12 protein-coding genes are annotated in these 20,067 nt (G+C 46.7%); 4 read left to right on the top strand and 8 right to left on the bottom strand.

What is annotated here, in order from left to right; translation table 11 throughout:
* Positions 1–11: 11 nt before the first annotated feature.
* The 4 genes from HB364_RS09060 to HB364_RS09075 all read right to left on the bottom strand — a co-directional run bounded on the left by HB364_RS09060 (position 12) and on the right by HB364_RS09075 (position 8,941).
* Positions 12–3,389 (bottom strand): TonB-dependent receptor, encoded by a 3,378-nt coding sequence (locus HB364_RS09060; RefSeq protein ID WP_167287564.1) that lies wholly within the window; start codon positions 3,387–3,389, stop codon positions 12–14.
* 245 nt (positions 3,390–3,634) lie between these two features.
* Positions 3,635–4,852, bottom strand: coding sequence for a FecR family protein (locus HB364_RS09065; protein WP_167287565.1), 1,218 nt, complete (start codon positions 4,850–4,852; stop codon positions 3,635–3,637).
* 115 nt (positions 4,853–4,967) lie between these two features.
* Positions 4,968–5,561, bottom strand: a complete 594-nt coding sequence (locus HB364_RS09070; protein WP_167287566.1) for an RNA polymerase sigma-70 factor — start codon at positions 5,559–5,561, stop codon at positions 4,968–4,970.
* A gap of 29 nt (positions 5,562–5,590) precedes the next feature.
* On the bottom strand, positions 5,591–8,941 hold the full coding sequence (locus HB364_RS09075; RefSeq protein ID WP_167287567.1) for a VCBS repeat-containing protein: 3,351 nt from the start codon (positions 8,939–8,941) through the stop codon (positions 5,591–5,593).
* A gap of 288 nt (positions 8,942–9,229) precedes the next feature.
* Here HB364_RS09075 and HB364_RS09080 point away from each other — a divergent pair, with 288 nt between their 5' ends.
* Together HB364_RS09080 and HB364_RS09085 are read left to right on the top strand one after the other, a co-directional pair.
* The gene (locus HB364_RS09080; RefSeq protein WP_246228367.1) at positions 9,230–10,639 is read left to right on the top strand and encodes a putative oxidoreductase C-terminal domain-containing protein; all 1,410 of its coding nucleotides are present in this window, start codon (positions 9,230–9,232) and stop codon (positions 10,637–10,639) included.
* 159 nt (positions 10,640–10,798) lie between these two features.
* Positions 10,799–11,464, top strand: coding sequence for a DUF2306 domain-containing protein (locus HB364_RS09085; protein WP_167287568.1), 666 nt, complete (start codon positions 10,799–10,801; stop codon positions 11,462–11,464).
* Here HB364_RS09085 and HB364_RS09090 read toward each other — a convergent pair.
* Positions 11,442–11,648, bottom strand: a complete 207-nt coding sequence (locus HB364_RS09090; protein WP_167287569.1) for a hypothetical protein — start codon at positions 11,646–11,648, stop codon at positions 11,442–11,444. The two genes, HB364_RS09085 and HB364_RS09090, sit on opposite strands and share 23 nt — an antisense overlap.
* 269 nt (positions 11,649–11,917) lie before the next feature.
* Between HB364_RS09090 and HB364_RS09095 the strand changes: the two genes are divergently transcribed.
* Both HB364_RS09095 and HB364_RS09100 read left to right on the top strand, forming a co-directional pair.
* A complete protein-coding gene (locus HB364_RS09095) occupies positions 11,918–12,454 on the top strand; it encodes a hypothetical protein (RefSeq protein ID WP_167287570.1) in 537 nt (178 codons plus the stop codon).
* A gap of 129 nt (positions 12,455–12,583) precedes the next feature.
* Positions 12,584–13,606: a hypothetical protein gene (locus HB364_RS09100; protein ID WP_167287571.1), complete on the top strand. Its 1,023-nt coding sequence runs from the start codon at positions 12,584–12,586 to the stop codon at positions 13,604–13,606.
* Between the two features lie 62 nt (positions 13,607–13,668).
* On the opposite strand, the gene HB364_RS09105 is transcribed toward HB364_RS09100, so the two are convergent.
* The 3 genes from HB364_RS09105 to HB364_RS09115 form a co-directional block, all read right to left on the bottom strand.
* Complete coding sequence (locus HB364_RS09105) at positions 13,669–15,282, bottom strand: SusD/RagB family nutrient-binding outer membrane lipoprotein (protein WP_167287572.1); 1,614 nt, start codon at positions 15,280–15,282, stop codon at positions 13,669–13,671.
* Between the two features lie 32 nt (positions 15,283–15,314).
* Positions 15,315–18,647 (bottom strand): SusC/RagA family TonB-linked outer membrane protein, encoded by a 3,333-nt coding sequence (locus HB364_RS09110; RefSeq protein WP_208419881.1) that lies wholly within the window; start codon positions 18,645–18,647, stop codon positions 15,315–15,317.
* 102 nt (positions 18,648–18,749) lie between these two features.
* Positions 18,750–19,964, bottom strand: a complete 1,215-nt coding sequence (locus HB364_RS09115) for an ROK family transcriptional regulator (RefSeq protein WP_167287573.1) — start codon at positions 19,962–19,964, stop codon at positions 18,750–18,752.
* Between the last annotated feature and the right edge of the window lie 103 nt (positions 19,965–20,067).

The raw sequence follows: 20,067 nt of genomic DNA on the forward strand, positions 1-20,067 counted from the left end.
AAATTTGTGCGCTAAAAATTAAAAGTTGCACCAACAGTCAGGGTACGTACCGCAGGGTATTGGGCTACATCAACCCCTCTTTGCTTATTACCATCTGTGTAACCAAGTTCCGGCGTATAGCCGCTGTAGCCTGTCAGGAAGAAAACGTTGTAACAGGTTACATACAGCCTGGTAGCGGGCATACTGGCTTTTGCAATACGCCATTCGGGGAATGTATATCCCAATGAAATATTTTTGAGCGCCAGGTAATCTCCCTTCTCTATCCACAGGTCCGATGTACGGTAATTCTGATTGGTATTGGCCCTGGTTAAACGGGGTACGCTATTGCTGGTGCCTGCTCCATGCCACCTGTTGAGTTGTTCACTGTACCAGTTAAACACCTGCGTGCCATCCAATCCGGCCATGCGGTCGGCATTATACAATTCAAACCCAAGTGCGCCGGCAAAAGAAAAAGCGAGATCAAATCCTTTAAAGCTGGCATTGCCATTAAGGCCAATCACAGCACCGGGGTTGGGATTGCCAAGATTTACCCGGTCATTGTCATTGATAATACCATCACCGTTCTGGTCTGTAAACCTTACATCGCCCGGTTTAATAGTGGCTTTATTGGGATCATTCGCAATGCCTGGGTCTTTATCAATATCACCCTGTTCCTGGTAAAGACCGTTTGTTTTAAAACCATAATAAGAGGCAATAGGTTGTCCCTCATAAGTACGGGACGTCTCCAGGGATTGGCGTCCATATAGTATAGACCCGATATAATCTGCTTTGGTTCCGTACAGATAGGTTACTTTATTTTTTATAAAGGAAGCATTGGCCCCGATGGAATAACTGAGCTTACCCACTTTGTTCTGGTAATTCAGGTCTATTTCTATGCCCCGGTTATTAAGCTCTCCAAGATTCTGAAAGGGAATGGTTACGTTACCGGCGCCATACGACAACGACACATTGGCCCCATAGTTCTCCACCAGCGAGTACGGGATCAGCATATCCTGTGTATTCTTATTGAACCAGGTAATAGAGCCGGTAAGATGGTTTTTCAGCAAACCAAATTCAAGGCTGAGATTGGTCATCACGGCCCTTTCCCAGGTGATATTGGGATTGGCCAGACTGATCACATAAGCGCCATCTACCACGGTGCCGTTTGTGCCGAAACTATACAGTGTATTATTACCACCGCTTCTGATAATAGCGAGGTATTGGAAGTCATTGATCTGCTGGTTACCTAATTGACCCCATCCGCCGGTCAATTTTAAACTATTGATAAAGGAAACATTATCCTTGAAAAAGTTTTCGTCCGATATACGCCAGCCGGCTGAAAAGGCAGGAAAATACCCCCACTGTTTACCCGGCGGGAATTTGCTGGAACCATCTGCCCGCATAGTAGCGGTTAAAAGATACTTGCCTTTATAAGCATAATTGGCCCTTGCAAAATAGGATTGCAAGCCTGCATAAGGCCGGCTATTGCCGCTGCCGCCGGAAAACTGGTTGGCGCTGCTGCCATTATCCAGTATGCGGTGATCATCTGCCGGATCGGGATAACCTCTCCGTTGGGCAAAATAAGAGCTGCCTGCATAGGTTTGGGCCGAGTAGCCGGCTGTTAAGCCCAGCCTGTGATCTTTTTTGAACAGCGTATTATAGGTAAGGAATATTTCCTGCAGCCAGGAGGTGGACTTTGCACTTGTTTGCGTTAAGGTAGCCAACTGGTTCACCCGCGTTTGATCGGGTGTGGCGATCTCAAAATTGTATTCATCACTGACCGTCTGGTCAAAACCATAATTCACCTTCAGGGTAAGCCCTTTGATAATATCCACTTCGGCAAAAGCACTGGCCAGTACACGGCGGCCTTCTTTGTTTTTATCTGTTGTTGCCGCTGTGAATACGGGATTATTGATATCGCCCAGTTCATTATCGGCTTTTGAGCTTCCCCAGGAGCCGTCATCATCACGAACAGGGATAGCAGGATTAAAACGCAGGGCGCTCCATACCAGGCCCGTCTGTGTCGACCGGGTATCCAGTGCATTGCCATTGGTATAGGCATACAGGAAATTTTCACCTACCCTGATCCTGCTCCCCAGTTTATGTTCAGAATTGAATGATCCGCTTACTCTTTTAAAGAAAGAGTTTACAATAATTCCCTTATCATCAAAATAATTGGCCGAAACACTATACTTCGACTTAGCATTGCCCCCTCTTATTGCCACATCGATATTATTTGTTTTGCCTGTGTTGAAAAGCGCCCGCTGCCAGTCGGTCCGCTGGGTGGCATAATAAGTGTCATTCCATACAGCAGGAACAGGCGAGCCGTCATTGCTAAAGGCTTCTTTTTTCAATGTTACCAGGTCGGGCGCTGTCAGCAGGTCCAGGTATTTCATCACCTGCGAAGAGCCGGTATAAACATTGACGGTTGTTTGCATCTTCTCTTCATAGTTGCCCTTTTTAGTGGTAACCAACACTACGCCATTGGCAGCCCGGGTACCATAAATAGCGGAAGAAGAAGCATCTTTTAAAATTTCTATGGAGGCAATATCATTGGGATTAACATCATTCAGATTGGTGGCAGGTACGCCATCAATCACGATCAGTGGGTCAGAATTATTAATGGTGCCGGTGCCCCGTACCCGGATGGTATAAGCTGCACCCGGTGCGCCGTCACTGCGTACAATATCAACCCCGGATGCCCGGCCCTGCAAAGCCTGTGCAGCATTGCTGACGGGCAGGTTTTTAAAATCATCTCCTTTTACGGTAGTGATGTTGCCGGTAACATCCCTTTTTCTTTGCGTGCCATAACCTACTACTACCAGGTCGCCAAGCGCTGTAGTGGCCAGTTGAAGGGTAATGGTAACAGGAGGGGTACTGTTATTGACTGTAATACTTTTTCGTGCAGTGGCATAGCCTACAAACGAGATCTCCAGTTCATATACGCCATCCGGAACCTCTAAAGCAAATTTTCCTTCCTTATCGGTGGCTGTGCCAATAGATAACCTGGGTATGCTTACCGTGGCGCCCTCTATGGGTTTATTGTTTTCATCCTGCACGGTGCCTGTAACACGAAGTGGCAATGGTGGCGGACCGGGTAGGGCAACTGTAAGGCGGGGAGTTTCTTTTACCACAATCACCTTATTCTGTATCACGAAAGAAAGTGGTTGGTCTTTGAAGCATAGGTTCAGTACTTCTTCCACCGAAGCATTCCTTACCCGGATACTTACTTTTTTAGCCCCGGCGAGCATGTGACTATTAAAGATGAAACTATAACCCGCCTGTTGTTGTATGGCTTCAAATACCTGTTCCAGGGTAGCATTATCCCTGGAGAAGGTTATTTTTTGAGAAAGCCCGGTGGCGCTCACATGTAAAGCAGCAGTTAGCAATAAAATAGCAGTCAATTTCATAATCAACAGCATTTTAAAAGGCACAAGCCTTCGTTCATAAGCGGCTTTGCCTGGTACAAGCAAATTCATACTTTTGTTACGTTTTGGTTTAACAATACAGTGTCATTTAGCTGTGGCCTGATTGGAGAGCCTGACATTCCACCGGGAGCGGCTCCAACGTTCCCGGTTTTTTTTCAGGCAATCCCCGGATTACGGTTCTTGCATATAGCAGCTATTTTTATGTTTTACAATACTTTGATCGGTTGTTAGGGTAATACAATGATCTTCTTTCCCTGTACCCGGAAATGCACAGTTCCTGTCAGCTCCAGTAATTGTAATACGGATGACAGGTTTTCCGACCGCGCTACGATCCCCGTGTACACCTGGTCTCTGCGTTTTGTCTGGTATTCCACTTCCACATCATACCATCTTTCCACCTGGCGCATCAGTTCCTTAATGTCGGTGTCCTTAAAGCGGAAAAGCCCATTCTTCCAGGCAATCACCTGGTCCAGGTTAACATTATTAACGACTGATATTTTATCATTGTCCATCTGTGCCTGCTGGCCCGGCTTCAAAGTGACTGCTGGTCGCTGCTGGCCGGATGCGGGCTGTTGATTGCTGACCCTTACGCTCCCTTCCAGTAAAGTAGTTTTAGTGCTTTCCTCATTGGGATAAGCCATTATATTGAAATGGGTGCCTGTTACTTCCACTTCGGTCCCTTCCAGCCTCCCTGGTTGGGGGGGAACAAATACCTTAAAGGGCACTTGTTTATTCCTGGCTACTTCAAAGTAGGCTTCCCCGGTAAGTTCTATGCGGCGTTCTTGGCCGGTGAAAGCTGTTGGGAAACGCAGGGAAGAAGAAGCATTCAGCCACACTGCGCTCCCATCAGGCAACACTACATGGTATTGGCCGCCACGTGGGGTAGCAATGGTATTGTAGCCAACTGTTCCCGGCAACTGTCCCTGAGTGCCCGGCTTATAGGCCAACTGCCCGTTATCCAGCTTCACCACTATGATATTGCCCTGCTGCGCCAATAAGCCGTTCTGTATACTGTCCAGCACAATGGTGGAGCCATCTGCCAGCGTTAACAGGGCTTTGTTGCCACCCGGGGCAACATCCTGCTGCGGGTCACTCTTTTCCGTCACCGGCTCGCCGGCCCGCTCTTTTTTTCCGGAAAAGAAATAAAAGCCTGCAGCAACAATCACCAGGATGGCGGCAGCAATGCTCACCCATTGCATCGTGCGTACCCGTTTTGGCCGATGCGTGGCTGCGGCCGTGCTGATAGCCATCCACATTTCATCCCACTTATGTTGCGGCAGGCTGATTCCTGGGTCATTGTCCGTTCCTTCCTTTACAATCAGGTTTCGTAGCACATCCTCATGCTCCACTGATTTCAGTAGCTCAAATAATTCTTCCACTTCATTTTGTGACGCCCTGCCTGCTGCGTATTCCTGCAACAGGTAGCTTATTCTGCCTTTATCCATAGCTTGTAAATAGTATCAACGGCCTGTAAACCCAGGATGGTCGAAAACCCCTATTAACATAGAGTCACCCCGGGCAAAAACGGATGAGCCAACAGGGAAATATTTTTGAGAATTATTACCGGAACAGGGAAATGAGCAACCCGGCAAGCGCCAGGGCGTTTTCTTTTACATAATTGCGGATGAACTTGATTGCCTGCATCAGGTGACTTTTCACCGTGTGGGGAGAAAGGTCAAGGGCTTCTGCGATCTCTTCATAGCTTTTCCCGTGGTTGCGGTTCAGGTCGTATATGAGCTTTTTTTGAGGTGGTAACTGCGCAATAGCATGGTTGATGAACTTCCGGCTGTCATCCGCATAAATGGTTTCCTCTGTTTCGTTGCTGTAATGCTTCTTATTGCGTAAAAACAACCGGATGATCCGTGACTGGTTGGCATCCTTTTTCAAATGCCTGCTTATCTTATGGGCAACAATGGTATAAATATAGGCCCCGGGCTCTTTTACAGCGGGTAATTGCGCCCTGCTGGTCCAGATGCTGATAAACACATCCTGGGTAATCTCCTCTGCTGCATAGGCCGATTTGGTCCACTTAAAGGCAATGGCATACAGCTTCGACCGGTGCTGTTCAAACAGTACCTTAAAAGCAGCCTCATCTCCTGCCGCAATGGCGGCAAAAAGCGCCTTGTGATCAGTATGGTTAGCCGGATACCCCATTATATTTTAAAACACACTTCTTGTATTGCTTAGTATAATAACTTCATCACTTCCAATGCGCCGTCATTCCTGGCTGCAACGATCAATGCTCCGTTCCTGCCTTTTACAGACACCATCGAACGTATATCGCCCGCCAGGTATAAACCCGTGGCGGGATAAGGCAGGGAAGTAAAATCACCTTTGCCATTGCCTTTCAACACAAGTCCTATTGCTCCGTCCAGGGGCCCCAACTGAACACGGAACGGGTAAAAATTACCCGCAAGTATCACATCCTTATTCCCATCCTGGTCTACGTCGGTTTCCAGGAGTCCATTGGCTGCACTGATCTGGGCCATAGCCGGCAGGTATTTGATCGTCATTTTCTTATTCCCGTCATTTTGCAGGTAAGAGGATTGCGTTGTCTTAATCTCAACAGAAGATGACTTTGCCAACTGTTCTCCGGTAAGTAAATCGGTTAACTGCGCACCGGCATAATCTGTATAGCGAAGGAACTTCTTGTGGATGAAAGGCATCTGCTCTGCCATTTCATCTTTTGAATAATAAGGGTAACGCTTACCCTGGTTGTAATAACATAGAACAGGATTAATAAAACCATTGCCATAAAAGTCCCCGTAAGTAATGCTCAATGGCTCCTGTGGAGAAGGTTTGAAGGGGGTATTATTCCCGAGGTTGCCGACCACCAGGTCGGGGTCTCCGTCCCGGTCAAAATCACCTGCCAGCAGGCGGCACCACCAGCCATTGGTATTGCCCAGTCCATAAGCAGCGGTAGCATCACTCAGCTTACCCTTATGGTTTTCAAAAATGCATACCGGCATAAACCGCCCCACCACGATCAGGTCTTCCCATCCGTCTTTATTCATATCCTGCCAGGCGGCATCCGTTACCATACCCGGGTGTGCAAGAAGCGTATCGGTTTGCTGCGCATCTTTTTCAAACCTGATCCTGCCCGGGATGCTTTTATTTTTCAGGATAAAACTCTCCGGTGCCTCTGGAAACCGGCCGGGTTGAAAGCTCCCGCCCACAAACAGGTCGGGTAATCCATCTTTATTAATATCTGCGGACTGTACGCAACTTCCACTCACTGTTTCTGCCGGCAGGGCATCAACAACACGGCTGAAATGTCCCCGGCCATCGTTCTCATACAGCCTGTCCTGGTAATGGGAACTATTCAGCGGGTGATCTGCTCCACCGCTCACAAGGTACAGATCAGCATCTCCATCCTTATCTGCATCAAAAAATAAAGCGCCTGTATTGGTAATCTCTTTTTCATTATTCCATGGTTCACTGGCGTCCAAAACAAAGGCGCCGGCTGTTGTTTGCAGGTACAGGGCGTTTGCCTGTCCTGCCGAAGTGCCTATAAACAGGTCCTCCAGTCCATCGCCATTGACATCTGCTTTGGCAAGACAGGGACCGGTTTTGGATAGCTGGTAAGGCAATAAAGGAGAAATTTTAAAATCAACGTACTGGGTTTGTTTATGCACAAAATGGATACCGGAACTATGAGTGACGTTCTCGAATAATTGCTTCACCGGAGTTGCCTGCTGCTCCGGCGAACCGGCGGGAGCAGCATTCCGTTCACGGATCAACAATAATGTGTCGGCTGTAACATGCTGTAATAAGGAGGTCTTCCCGCCGGGCCAGGTAACCTGTATGGTCTGCAGCACACTGTCGTTTCCCAGCCCCATATGCATCACCGGGTCTACGGAAGATTGGAACCCGCGTGAAAGAAATTGTTCCTGCACTTGTGCGCCGGCAGCCGTTTGTACACGCACTTTTGCGCCAATACCAAAGCTGTTCCTGCTTTCCCCTATCAGCCTGATCTTTATAAAATGGGTTTTGGCAGTACCCGAAGTATTATTCCTGTAAATAGTTGCCTCATCATTCAGGTTGTTGATCACCATATCCAGGTCGCCATCATTATCCAGGTCGGCATAAGCTGCGCCATTACTGATGGACTTTTTGGTAAATCCCCAGGCATCGGTCATATTGGTAAAACCGAGATCATGATTATTCCTGAATACATAATTCCTGAGTTTAATGGAAGGCATTTGCTGCACCAACTGCCACATGTCCTTTTTGTTGCCTGCCCGCTTGGTGTACTGTGCAGAATAGCCGGAGGTATATTTTACATAATCGAGGTTGGTAAAATCCCGGAAAATGCCATTGGAAATAAAAACATCTTTCCAGCCGTCATTATCAAAATCGGCAAACAAAGGCGCCCAGCTCCAGTCGGTATTCGAAAGGCCTGCCAACTGGCCTGTTTCACTAAACAGGGGTATATCGCTGCTGTCCATCCCGTTATTAAGTTGCAGCGTGTTGCGCATCTGTTGTTTGTGAAACCCGGCATTTACGCGCATCATATACCTGTCGTAAGTATCAGGCCCTTTCAATAACTTTTGCCGGTAATTGTCTTCCGGCAACATGTCCAGCACCAGGATGTCTGTTCTTTCATCATTATTATAATCAGCAATATCGCTGCCCATGGCAAATTCTGAAATATGGCCGGTGGCTTTTGTCAATACTTCCCTGAAGGTGCCGTCATGATTATTGAGGTAAAGAAAATCACGCTCATCATAATCGTTCGTCACATAAATATCTGCCCAGCCATCATTATTAATATCACTGATGGCCACGCTTAAACCAAAATTCAACCCGCTGCCGTCTATATGCGCTGCTGCACTGATATCTGTAAAATGCCCTTCCTCATTGCGGTATAGCCTGTTCCCGAACTTCGGGTTCCTGGCAGCACGTAGCTGGCTTGTATTGAAATAGGGATTGAAGAACATATCGGCGTGGTTCACCATAAATAGGTCCAGGTCGCCATCATTGTCCATATCAAAAAAAGAAACCGTCGTAGTATACGTACCGGGCGCATCCAGCCCGTATTGTTTGGCCGATTCGGTAAAGGTGGGGATACCATTCTTTACACCATTGTTGATATAGAGTTCATTGGCCCTTTCTTCATCGGTGCCTGGTCCCGAATAGCAAACATAGATATCCAGCAGCCCATCGCCATTTACATCGGCCATTACTACACCTGTTTTCCATTTGGAACGGCCCTGTATGCCGGCTTGTTCCCCAACGTCCTCAAATTGTAATCCGCCCCTATTGATATAAAGTTTATTGGGCGTCATATTGCCGGTAAATACGATATCCGGTAATCCGTCATTATTCAGGTCACCGGTGGCTACCCCGCCGCCATTGTATAAGTATTCATAAGTAAGAATATTGTAGTCTTCGTTTTCCTGTATATCGTTGCGGAAATCAATATGGGAATGAGAAGCCGGGATGGCTGTAAACAGAAGATGGTCACTTTCATGCTGGCAGGATGAAAGTACAATAGCAGCAAGCAGTCCTGAAAACCTCGTTAAGTTAGTCATACAGTTATGGGGGCTTCCTGTGTAAAGACCTTAACCTGTTTAGAAGCTGTAACAGTTAGTTTGATAAAATGCTCAACCTGTCTTCTATGCGTTTACCAGGACAAGGCAGAGGTGCCGTTTTCAGGGATCAGATGGTACCTGAAGTGATCATGACAATCTTTTTAGGTTTTCATATAAAACGGCACCGGAACCTAAATTCAACCTTTTTGGGAAGATTCCCACGCATGAGTTTCTTTTTATTTGCGAAATCGGTTTCGCGAAAATAGCAAATGCTGTATTTTTAGGGCTATGCAGAACACTATGATTTATCGCTTGTCATTGACCATGACCTTGTTTGGTATGCTTGCCACCGTGCTCCCTGGCTGCCAATCACCTACCGCTTCAACAGAACCAGTAATGACCGACAGCACAGCCGTAAGGCTTATTACCCTGGACCCCGGCCATTTTCATGCGGCCTTGGTTCAGAAATCAGACAACCCTGAGATTGATTCCGTAGTACAGGTATATGCCCCCGGCGGCCCCGAACTGGATGCCTACCTGGGCCTTATCAAGCAGTATAATGAAAGAGCAGAAAATCCTACCCACTGGAAAGAAGAAGTATATACCGGCGGCGATTACCTCGATAAAATGATTGCCGACAGAAAAGGCAATGTGGTAGTGCTGGCCGGGAACAACAGGCAGAAGACGGAGTATATTAAGAAAGCTGTTGATGCAGGCCTCAATGTATTGGGCGATAAGCCCATGGCCATTACGCCCGCCAATTTCACCCTGCTGGAGCAAGCCTTTACAGATGCTGCTGCCAAAAAAGTATTGTTGTATGATATCATGACCGAGCGCTCGGAGATCACCAATGTATTGCAGAAAGAATTGGCCCATATCCCGGCGGTTTTTGGCGAACAGCACAAAGGAACGGCTAAAGATCCCGGCGTGGTCATCGAAAGCGTTCACTACTTTTACAAATATGTTTCCGGCAAAGCATTGACCCGTCCTTCCTGGTTCTTTGATCCCGCCCAACAAGGCGAACCCATTGCCGACGTAGGTACGCACCTCATTGACCTGGTGCAGTGGCAATGCTTTCCCGATGCCGTATTGGATTATAAAAAAGATATCCAGGTCAATGCTGCCCGTCTATGGCCTACGCCGGTTACGCTTTCGCAGTTTACGGCAGTGACGAAGAAAGACAGCTTCCCGGATTTCCTGAAGCCCTTTGTAGTAAAAGATTCCATTTTGCAAACACATGCCAATGGCGAGGTGAATTATGCGCTGAAAGGCGTGCACGTGAAAATCATTGCCCGCTGGGATTACAAAGCGCCCGAAGGAAGTGGAGACACCCATTATTCCCTGCTGAAAGGTTCCCTGGCCAGGCTTGAAATACGGCAGGGTAAGGAGGAGAATAACCAGCCTACACTATATGTTCTCCCTGCTAAGAATGATACTGCTTATGCCCAGGCCCTGCAGAATGCCATCGGTACCTTACAAGGCCGTTATGCCGGCATCAGCGTAGAGAAAGTGGCCAATGGCTGGAAAGTGGTAATCCCGCAATCCTTCAAAACAGGCCATGAAGCGCATTTTGGAGAAGTGATGCAGCGCTACCTGCAGTACCTCAAAGCCGGTAAACTGCCCGACTGGGAAGTGCCCGGCATGCTGGCCAAATACTACACTTCTACCAAAGCACTCGAAATAGCTACCCGCAAATAATCTTATTAGTATTCTCCGCAGAGTCTCCCGAAGGGGACTCTGCGGAGTTCCCTTCCCGTCTTTCCGCCTCCCCGGCAGGTTTTAACTTTTAATAGTATATACGGGCTTGTATATCTACAGATTTGTATATAGGTTTGAGTAAACCTCGCAGGCCCTGCCATGAAGATCGTTGCTTTCATCGCCCGGAATCTCTTTGTTTACCTTGTCTTATGCGTGGGTACTTTTTTAATGCTGCGACTCACTGCCAGCTATCTGGCATTCCGCGATGATGTGGAGTTCCTGCGTTTTAAACAGGATTATATACATAATCCGGTATGGAAAGCAGCATTCTATGTACATGTATTCACTGCCATCATTGCCCTGCTGGCGGGCTTCACCCAGTTCTCCCCCGATTTTCTGAAGCGCTATAAAAAGCTGCACCGGCTCATTGGCCGCCTGTATGCCTGGGATATTTTGGTCATTAACTTTCCCGCAGCCATGATCATGGCCGTATATGCGAATGGGCTGCTGCCCTCAAAGATCGCTTTCGTTATCCTGGATTGTTTATGGTTTTGGTTTACGTACAAGGCGGTGATTGCTGCCCGGCAAAAACGCTTCACGGAACATAAGCAATACATGATCCGCAGTTATGCGCTTACCTTTTCAGCGATCACCCTCCGTATGTGGAAATTGATCCTGTCCAACAGTTTTACCATTGATCCCGTGACACTATACATGATTGATGCCTGGCTGGGATTTGTGCCCAACCTCTTGCTGGCGGAATGGATCATTCGCAGAAGTTCCCGGAAGAGATCGCATACGGTTACCGTCCCCACTCAACGGTAGAAAGTGCTGCTATGGTGCCTGCAATGATCGCACTGAAGATCAGCACAAAAGTCGCGATGGTAATAACCGTAGCATAGGAATTACCTGCACGTACCAATCGTGCATGGACACCCCTGGATATACCATAAGATACCAGGCCAACAACGCCTAAAAAAACAATGAGAAAAAAGAGTGCTATACCCATATAGTCGTGTATTCCATAATAATATTCATTTTCAGCAAATATTGCAACGGCCTTTTTGTTAAAAATACCCTTACTTTCATTGCTTGGCTCGCGCCGCTCGCCGCTCTTCGAGGCTTTTAGCCTCGAAGTTTTATTTCCGGGCCTTTGGCCCGCCTCTCCCTGAATTGCTTTAACGTTTCATTATTAAACCTGACCGCTGCCCCAAAGTCAGAACAACGCACCTTTGCAAAGGCATTATTTTAAACTGCAAACCTGCTAATTACATACTTATGAAGCGTATATTTTTTACTTCCCTGATGGCTGCCGGGGCGTTTGCTTCCTGCAGTACGCCCAAAACCTATTTTACACCATCCGTCCGTTCAAAGATCGAATCCAGTAATATTCCTGTATCCAAACTGCAGTTCTATGTAGACAGGGATGTGGAACTGCGCCGGGAAGTAGCTTCCGGTTCAGCACAGGTATCTGCGGGTGTGGTCAAATTTGAAAATGGAAAATATGTCAACATCATTACCTTAAAAAGAAATACGCCCGGCGTATGTACCAGGGCCTATGATGACAGGATGGACATATCCTTTGAAATGGGGGAAGGACGTTACCTGACCTTTGGTAAGCTGAAACGCGATGGTCGTGCTCCCTATACCCTCTATGCTGATGCCTGGGGCCGTGAACTGGGCGAGATAAAGTATGACGGGAAAAGTTATTATATCTTACCCGCCGGGTCAGAGGCTAAGCTCATGATCAGGAAAAGCGCTTTGAATACATTGAAGGTGGAAAAGCGTGAAATGTCGGGAAGAAAGATAGAATAATATTTTAATGCTATATATAATGGCCGCTGCCGGTTGTATTCTGGCAGCGGCCGTGTTAATTATAGGAGCACAAGGTAATTTCAAAAGCAGGTTTTACGTTATAAAGGTTCATCCAAACCCTGATCCTTTATGAGTATTGTCTTCGGCTGGAATCATTTTAAGATCAAATCTTTTGATCCACGGACCATCGGTCTTTCACAAACTGCACAACCTGATTTTTCCATTGAAGTAAGACAAAGCTATTTCCACCTGTTTTGGATACCCTGCTTTGGACTGGGCAAGAAATGGGCTATCCGCAAGGCCGGACAACTGTATGAAATACCGTCAGTATACAAGGATGCCTTGCGTGGCCGGTCCGACCTGCGGGTGAAAACGCCCTGGTATACTTATGCAGGCCCGTTGTTACTGGGGATAGTAGGGTTGGGTTTTATGATCAATGAAAAAGTAGAAGAGCATCGTTCCTACAAATACAATAAAAAGGAATTTGAACAACAATATGCCAACAATGCGGCCAGGTTCAGGAAACCATCGCCCGATGATTATTATGTATTAACGCCTGTGTCGGGCTATTCCGCTAAATACGCGCGGGTAACCGGGATTGATAAAAACAATATTCAGCTTTCCTATATTCCCAAATTTGAAGGATGGGTAAGTAGCAGTAAGCCATTGGATATTGCCAAACTCTTTGTTGACCCTGTCAATAAAACGGAGACGATCACGCTTAGCCGGGGCGATTCGGGCAGACTCATTTGTACCGATTATGATGAGCGGCATAAATTTAAAGGCATTGAACTAAGCGGTGAACGCAACGAGCTTTACCGGGTAGAGAAAATATACCGCCTGGATGGTCCGCTGCTCACAGATGGTCACTATGCCAGTTGGAGTGCCAATGAGATCAATATGGAAATCCTGAATGAAGGTCTTGCGGGCACACTTACAAAAATTGAGTCCACAGAAGGCAAAATACAATGGTCGTGTGAAAAGGGACTACCACTCAGCCTGTTGCCCGGCAAAGACTTTATGATAACGGGTGCCGGTAATTACAGGCAGTCCTATAAAGTGAAATTTACGGTGGAAGGGGAAGATGGCCGTAGCATACAGTATTTAATGGAAGGCAAAGAAATGGACCACCATCTTACAAGGATTAATTAGATAAAATAATTAAGGGAGGCCATATCTAACGGCCTCCCTTTCCTTGAAATGAATACCTAACCCTACTGTAAATCCCAGAATATTTTCGTCGTCAGCTTGTCATTGGCTTTTACTGCGTCATAATTTATTGTATTATAGATCTGTTCAGTGCTGGGATAGATCCACCGCGCAGGCGGTTGTGTCTGTGCATTGGAATTGTCCACTTCAAAACTAAATACCGGGGCATCCAGTCTCCTGATCTCGGCCCAGCTTTCCATCGGCTGTATCACACTATAGTGTATCCATTTCTGGGTGGCGATCAATTTCAGCTTATCGGCTGTTGTAGCGGCATTGTCCCAGTTTATGGCAGCGCTGCTTTTATAACTGTTTATTTCAGTAGCATTGGTGGGAGTAAGACTGCCCGAAGTATTATCGTTACTCAGGCTTCTTAACCAGTAATAATACTCTATAGACTGGGTGATCCCATTTTCATAAGCTGTTTTAGCCGTAGCATTGTTGGCTGCCCTCAGGTGATACTCTGACAGCATAAAACTTACTTCAGCAGCAGTGATCAATATGCCCGGGAAAAACTGGTTGCGGCTTAAAGTAGAACGGTTATAAATGGCGATGGTGCCACCGGCAATTAATGCATTCTGAGTACCCCTGTTCAGCATTTGGTTCAGGCCATTATATACACCACCGGCATTAGCGCCTGGCTCATACATAGCCCGTAACCTGGGATCGCTGCTTGCTTTCATATGGTCAATCATTGCCTTGCCGGATATATTACCATTCCAATCTTCCAGTCCGCTCCTGAATCCCTTGGCTGCCAGATCAGAGCTCAGGTCATAAATGGATACTTTAATATTCTCAGCATTGGAAGTAACAATGGGGTAGGTAGTTGGAGCTCCCAGAATTTCGGCGATCTCACTATTGACCCTCGACTGGAAGCTGGTCACGCCCGATACCCTTGTCAGCATTCTTAAGCGAAGCGAATTGCAATACCGCTTCCACATAGTAAGATCCCCTTTATTGATCAGGTCCTGGCTTTTGAACTTGGAAGCCAGTTCTGTTCTGATCGTTAAGGTATTGAGCTCAGTGGCAAATGCTTTCAGGTCATCCAGCATCTTCGTGTAAATCGCTGCAGCATCATCATATTTGGGCAGGGATGCTTTATAATCGCCCCCATTGGTGCTTAACTTACCGGCTTCCGACCAGGGAATGCCACCATGCAGGTCTACCACCTTCTGAGTTTGGTCATAAAAGAAAATGGTAGCTGTCAGCATATAAGCACGCAGCTCAGCCTGCTCAGTGGTGGTAAGATTGGCATAGATCTTTTCCAGTTCCCTGAATTGGCTCACGAAATAATAATAATCGTTCCAGCGGTCCCTCAACCCTGCAGAGCCAGGTACATATTGGTTATCGCCGTTTTCCCAGCCCACGGCCTGGGTATAGCGAAGCAACGTGGTGCGCAATACCACAAAATAATCCCAATAAGAGGGTATTACATATCCATGTTGACCTCTATCAGAATTGGCCCAGGTAAAAGAAGTAATAAAGCCCGCATATTGTTTATCCACCGTGGAAGCGGCTACCTTGGAGGGGTCTGCATAACTATCGGAAAAGTCCGACTTTTTGCAGGCGGCAAAACCAAGGACCAGTACCGCTGTTGTCAGTATAATGAATGTCTTTTTCATGTAATAATTTTTGTGTAATGCTGGAATAGATTTTACAAACCTGCTCTTAACATAATACCAAAAGTTCTGGTAGATGGATTCGTACCCGCATTGGTAAGCGACTGGAACCATCTTGAGCCTGCCACAGTTTGTTCGGCATCTATGTTTTTAATGGTCCGGTATATGTAAAACAGGTTCCGCCCAAATACAGAGAGTTGTACTCTCTTAAGTCCTATCTTATTGGCTACTTCCGCTGGTAAACTATAGCTCAGCGCCATTTCCCGCATCTTGATATAAGAGTTCTTTTTTACATACAGCTCATACCTTGAATAACTGTATTGAGGGCCACCCCAGTTGTAAGTATTCCAGTAATAAAAAGCCTGTGATATCACATTGTTGTTGGGATCTCCATTGGCGGTAACACCACCCATCAGCATACCATCGTGGAACACTGTTTCTCCGTTGGGGCCTGCCGCAGCAGTTGTTTGCACGCCTTTGCCGGCTGCATTGACATAATAACTCAAACCGCCATGCGCAGCATCCATATAGTTAAGACTTTCTTCCAAAAGTCCCCGGCTGATCATCCAGTTAACACCGGTGGGCATTACATAACCGCCAAAGCGGAAGTCGGTCATTACATCTAAGGAGAAGTTCTTGTAGGAAAAGGTATTGAAAAAGCCACCCACTACCTTAGGCATGGCATTGCCGGCCTTTACCAGCTTTTCATCCAGTTTGTGCAAACCATTGGGTTCAACAATCATCTCTCCCTTATCGTTTTTAGCTACGGGGTGAATATAGAAGTCGCCCATGGGCTGACCAACGGTGGAAATTAACTGGGCGGCGTTTCCGTCGTAATCGGCATGTATTAATTCAGTAGAACCGTCTGCCAGTTTTTCTACGATATTCTTATTAAAGGCAAAATTGATCCCTGATTCCCATCTGAAATCCCGGCCCCTTACCGGTGAGCCGGTAATACCTATTTCAAGGCCTTTATTTCTCAGGGTGCCGATATTTGTTAACACAGAAGTGGCGCCTGTACTGCCAGGAATAGTAATAGGCAATATCTGGTCCTTGATCTGTCCATTATAATAAGAGATATCTACACCGAGCCGGTTATTCAGGAACTTGGCTTCCAGTCCCACTTCAATTTCATGTTTCTCTTCAGGACGGATACCATCATTGCCAAAGTCACGCGGAATGGTGGTATACAGCACTGCCTGTCCGCCTGACTGCTGCACACCCAGGGTATTTTGTGTATACGCGATATTGGCAGCATATACATCAGGATAGTTACCTACGATGCCCCAGGAAGCACGTACCTTACCATAATTAATAAAAGCCGGTAATTGGAAAGCGTCTGATACTACCAGGCTCGCATTAACAGAAGGATATACAAAGCTGTTATTGTCGGGGTGCATGCTGGAAGTTCTGTCCCTCCGTACAGTACCTTCTACAAACAGGTAATCTTTGTAGCTGCCGTTAATGGTTCCGATAAATGCATCCTTTACCAGCCTGTTGCGGAAGTTAAAAGCATCATTGGCGCCAGGTGTATTCACAGAGGCTTTTATATCGAACCAGTTCTCTACACTCAGGCCGGTATTGGTTTCCCTTTGAACGGAGGTTACTTTGGTATCAGTAGCCGTATAACCACCCATTACGTTCATTTCGATGTCGGGCGTAATCTTTTGCGTATAGGTCAGCAATACATCGCCATAAATAATAGTACTAACGGTGTTTCTGTAAGCAAAGAAGCCTGAGTTCCCGAAGATCAAGGGTATTTCGGTAGATTGTTTGCTCTCTGCCCTTTCTGAAGTAAAGTCGGTAGCTATCCTGGCACGCAACTTCAGGTTGTTGAGGATTTGCCAGTTATTGGTAAGGCTACCGATCACCCGGTTGCTGTATTCGTCTTCCCGGTGTTCTTTGATCCGCCATACGTAATCCGCCAGGTCAGGTTTGAAGCCAGGCAGGGTGATATTCTCGTCCGGTGTTAAGCTCTGGTCCGTTCCGGTCACAAACTTATATCCCCTGCTGGTTTTATACTTGTCCAGGTACCAGTCAGCATGTTCAAACCTGCCCATCATACCGGTAAAATTGTTGATCATCCGGTCAATGGAATAAGGACGGTTCTTGGTGTGTTGATTGATGTAATTGATCATTACATCGGTAGAGAAATTTTTATGGAGCCGGAAGGAACTGTTCAGGTTGGCGATATTCTTCGTATTCTTGGCGCCAAGGCTTACGCCCTGGTTGTCCTGACGGGTCAATGAGAAACGTACATTGGCATTTTCAGTTGCATGGGTCATCGCTACATTCACACTCGAATTATTGCCTACCCTGAACAAGCTCTTGTAATTATCTGTCTGCGCCTCATAAGGTCTTATCTTACCATCCCAGCCCACTGTCGGTTTTCCATCGAATTTAGGCCCGAAGTTGATAGTAAAACCAACTACTCCCCGCGTTTCTTTTACGCCATCCCCATCCAGGTCCTGGTAAATAAAGCCTTCAGCATCCTGACCGCCATCGGCTACATGTTTAGGAGCGCCGGGGCCTCTTACATTTTGGTATTTCGGCAAAAAGGCCACTTCATCCCTGCTGTAATTGGCAGTTACATCCACGCTGAACCCTTTCTTGCCTTTGCCGCTCTTGGTAGTGATCAATACCACGCCGTTTACCGCTTCAGAACCATACAACGCTGCAGCAGAAGCGCCTTTTAAAATGGTAATATTGTCAATGTCTTCCGGGTTAATATCCAATAATCCATTACCCCGCAGACGTTGATCGCCCCAGTAGTCATTATTTTTTACCTCACCGTCACGGATAGGAACACCATCCAGCACGATCAGGGGCTGGTTTTTACCGGTAATAGAATTGATGCCGCGGATAGTGATATTCACAGCACTGGTGGCGCCTCCGGGCGTAGTACCAATACGTACACCGGGAGCCTTACCATACAGCGCTGAAGCAAAATTAGGTGAACCTGTTTGGGTAAGATCTTCAGCCTTGATGGTGCTTACAGCATATCCCAAAGCCTTCTGTTGTTTGGAGAGGCCTAAAGAAGTGACTACCACTTCCTGCAAACTACCTTGTTTTTCCTGCAGGGATATAGTATAGCTGTCGTCACTACCCGTTTGGATCTCTACCAGGTCATACCCCACATAGCTCACTTCCAGAATAGCATTGGGTTTTATCTGGATGGTAAAAGCGCCCTGCGTATTTGATAAAACGGTATTATTAACCCCTTTTTCTTTGATGGCTGCGTTCGCCAACGCAACGCCCTTGTTGTCCTGCACTATACCCCTTACGGTTTTCCTTTCCTGCGCGTACAATACTGTACTCACCAGGAACATGCAGAGCAAAGTAAGCCATCTGCCAATTTGCATTCTCATTGTAATTGTTTTGGTTGTTAGAAAATGATTGTTAGTTTGTCTGGTTTATAAACAAGCTTTGGGGTAGGAAAATGAAGTATTCGGCAGGATAAGGCTAACTGATCAGGCTACTTTCTCTTGTTTCCTCGATAAGTGATCGAGCGTATTTTTGTCAAAATGTTCCATTACCAATGCAGCAGCCCCTGTTAAGCCAGCCTGGAAACAAAGTGTTGATATAATTACTTCTGTATTCTCTGCAATCTTGGGTATGCAGTGTTCATTGATAGCTTGCTGAATGGGCGGCAACCAAAGACGGCCTGCTGCAGCGCCCCTTCCGCTCAGTACTACCAGTTCCGGATTAAGGAGGTGAATAAGGATCGCAATGCCTCTTCCGATGTTATAGCCTGCTTCAGAGAAAAGACCTACCGCCAGCTTGTCGCCCTTCACCGCGGCCTCTACAATGGCCTGTATGGTTTCTTCCACATGTTCACGCGGCAGGTCTTTTAACTGTGATATCTTACCTTGTTGTAGTTCTGTCACCGCTTTATCTGCTATGGTAAGCAGGGATGCTTCTGTTTCCAGGCAGCCGCTTTTACCACAACTGCACATCTTATTATTCATGAACACCGGGATGTGGCTGAATTCTCCTGCAAAGCCATTGTATCCTCTGAACAATTCTCCTTTCAGTATCAATCCCAGTCCAATGCCCCAACTGATGTTGATCACCATTACATTCTGGCGGTTGCGGGCAGCGCCTAACCGCAGTTCTGCCAGGGCCACCAGGCTGGAATCATTATCTATCAAAACCGGCAAGCCAATGTGCGATTCGATATAATGCACAATGCTTCCTTCACTGGCTTTAAGAAAAGAATGATTGATCCCTTTACGCACATCCACAAACCCCGGCATGCCAATGCCCACCCCGGCTATCTTCTCTTTCGGTATCTCCAGCCGCCCGATAAATCCGGCAATCGCATCTTTTAACTCATGCAAGGCATGCGCGTTATTGGCCAGCTTTAATTCGAACTGCTCCGGTTTGCCCACATAATTATTGTGCATGTCCAGCACGGCCATCCGCGTGATCAGTTGGTCCATGGCTATGGATACCACATACATCAGGTCATTCCGTAGCGAATACATTTGCGCCCGGCGGCCACCCGTAGAGGAGGCGAGACCGGTTTCCAGCACATACCCTTCTTCAATCAGCTCATTCAATACCCGGGAAGTCAGCGGAACGCTTTTTTTGGTCAACAAACTCAAATCCGTACAGGAAAGGGAACCATCAAAGTAGAGGTGCTTGATGATTTTTCTCCTGTAAATGGTTTGTTTGTCGGGCATCGAGCAGCTGTATTAACAAGATAACTTCTTTAAATATTACAGTAAGTTACTAATACTTTTTAAAAAATGAATAAAACTTTCACAATTTGTTTACGTTTTATTG

The sequence above is a fragment of the Paraflavitalea devenefica genome (assembly GCF_011759375.1).
GTDB classification, from domain to species: domain Bacteria; phylum Bacteroidota; class Bacteroidia; order Chitinophagales; family Chitinophagaceae; genus Paraflavitalea; species Paraflavitalea devenefica.

Coding starts and splice junctions, on each gene's coding strand:
- HB364_RS09065 (WP_167287565.1), bottom strand. CDS start 4,852: ATGGATAAAGGCAGAATAAGCTACCTGTTGCAGGAATACGCAGCAGGC.
- HB364_RS09100 (WP_167287571.1), top strand. CDS start 12,584: ATGAGTATTGTCTTCGGCTGGAATCATTTTAAGATCAAATCTTTTGAT.
- HB364_RS09105 (WP_167287572.1), bottom strand. CDS start 15,282: ATGAAAAAGACATTCATTATACTGACAACAGCGGTACTGGTCCTTGGT.
- HB364_RS09080 (WP_246228367.1), top strand. CDS start 9,230: ATGCAGAACACTATGATTTATCGCTTGTCATTGACCATGACCTTGTTT.
- HB364_RS09095 (WP_167287570.1), top strand. CDS start 11,918: ATGAAGCGTATATTTTTTACTTCCCTGATGGCTGCCGGGGCGTTTGCT.
- HB364_RS09115 (WP_167287573.1), bottom strand. CDS start 19,964: ATGCCCGACAAACAAACCATTTACAGGAGAAAAATCATCAAGCACCTC.
- HB364_RS09110 (WP_208419881.1), bottom strand. CDS start 18,647: ATGAGAATGCAAATTGGCAGATGGCTTACTTTGCTCTGCATGTTCCTG.
- HB364_RS09075 (WP_167287567.1), bottom strand. CDS start 8,941: ATGACTAACTTAACGAGGTTTTCAGGACTGCTTGCTGCTATTGTACTT.
- HB364_RS09060 (WP_167287564.1), bottom strand. CDS start 3,389: ATGAAATTGACTGCTATTTTATTGCTAACTGCTGCTTTACATGTGAGC.
- HB364_RS09085 (WP_167287568.1), top strand. CDS start 10,799: ATGAAGATCGTTGCTTTCATCGCCCGGAATCTCTTTGTTTACCTTGTC.
- HB364_RS09090 (WP_167287569.1), bottom strand. CDS start 11,648: ATGGGTATAGCACTCTTTTTTCTCATTGTTTTTTTAGGCGTTGTTGGC.
- HB364_RS09070 (WP_167287566.1), bottom strand. CDS start 5,561: ATGGGGTATCCGGCTAACCATACTGATCACAAGGCGCTTTTTGCCGCC.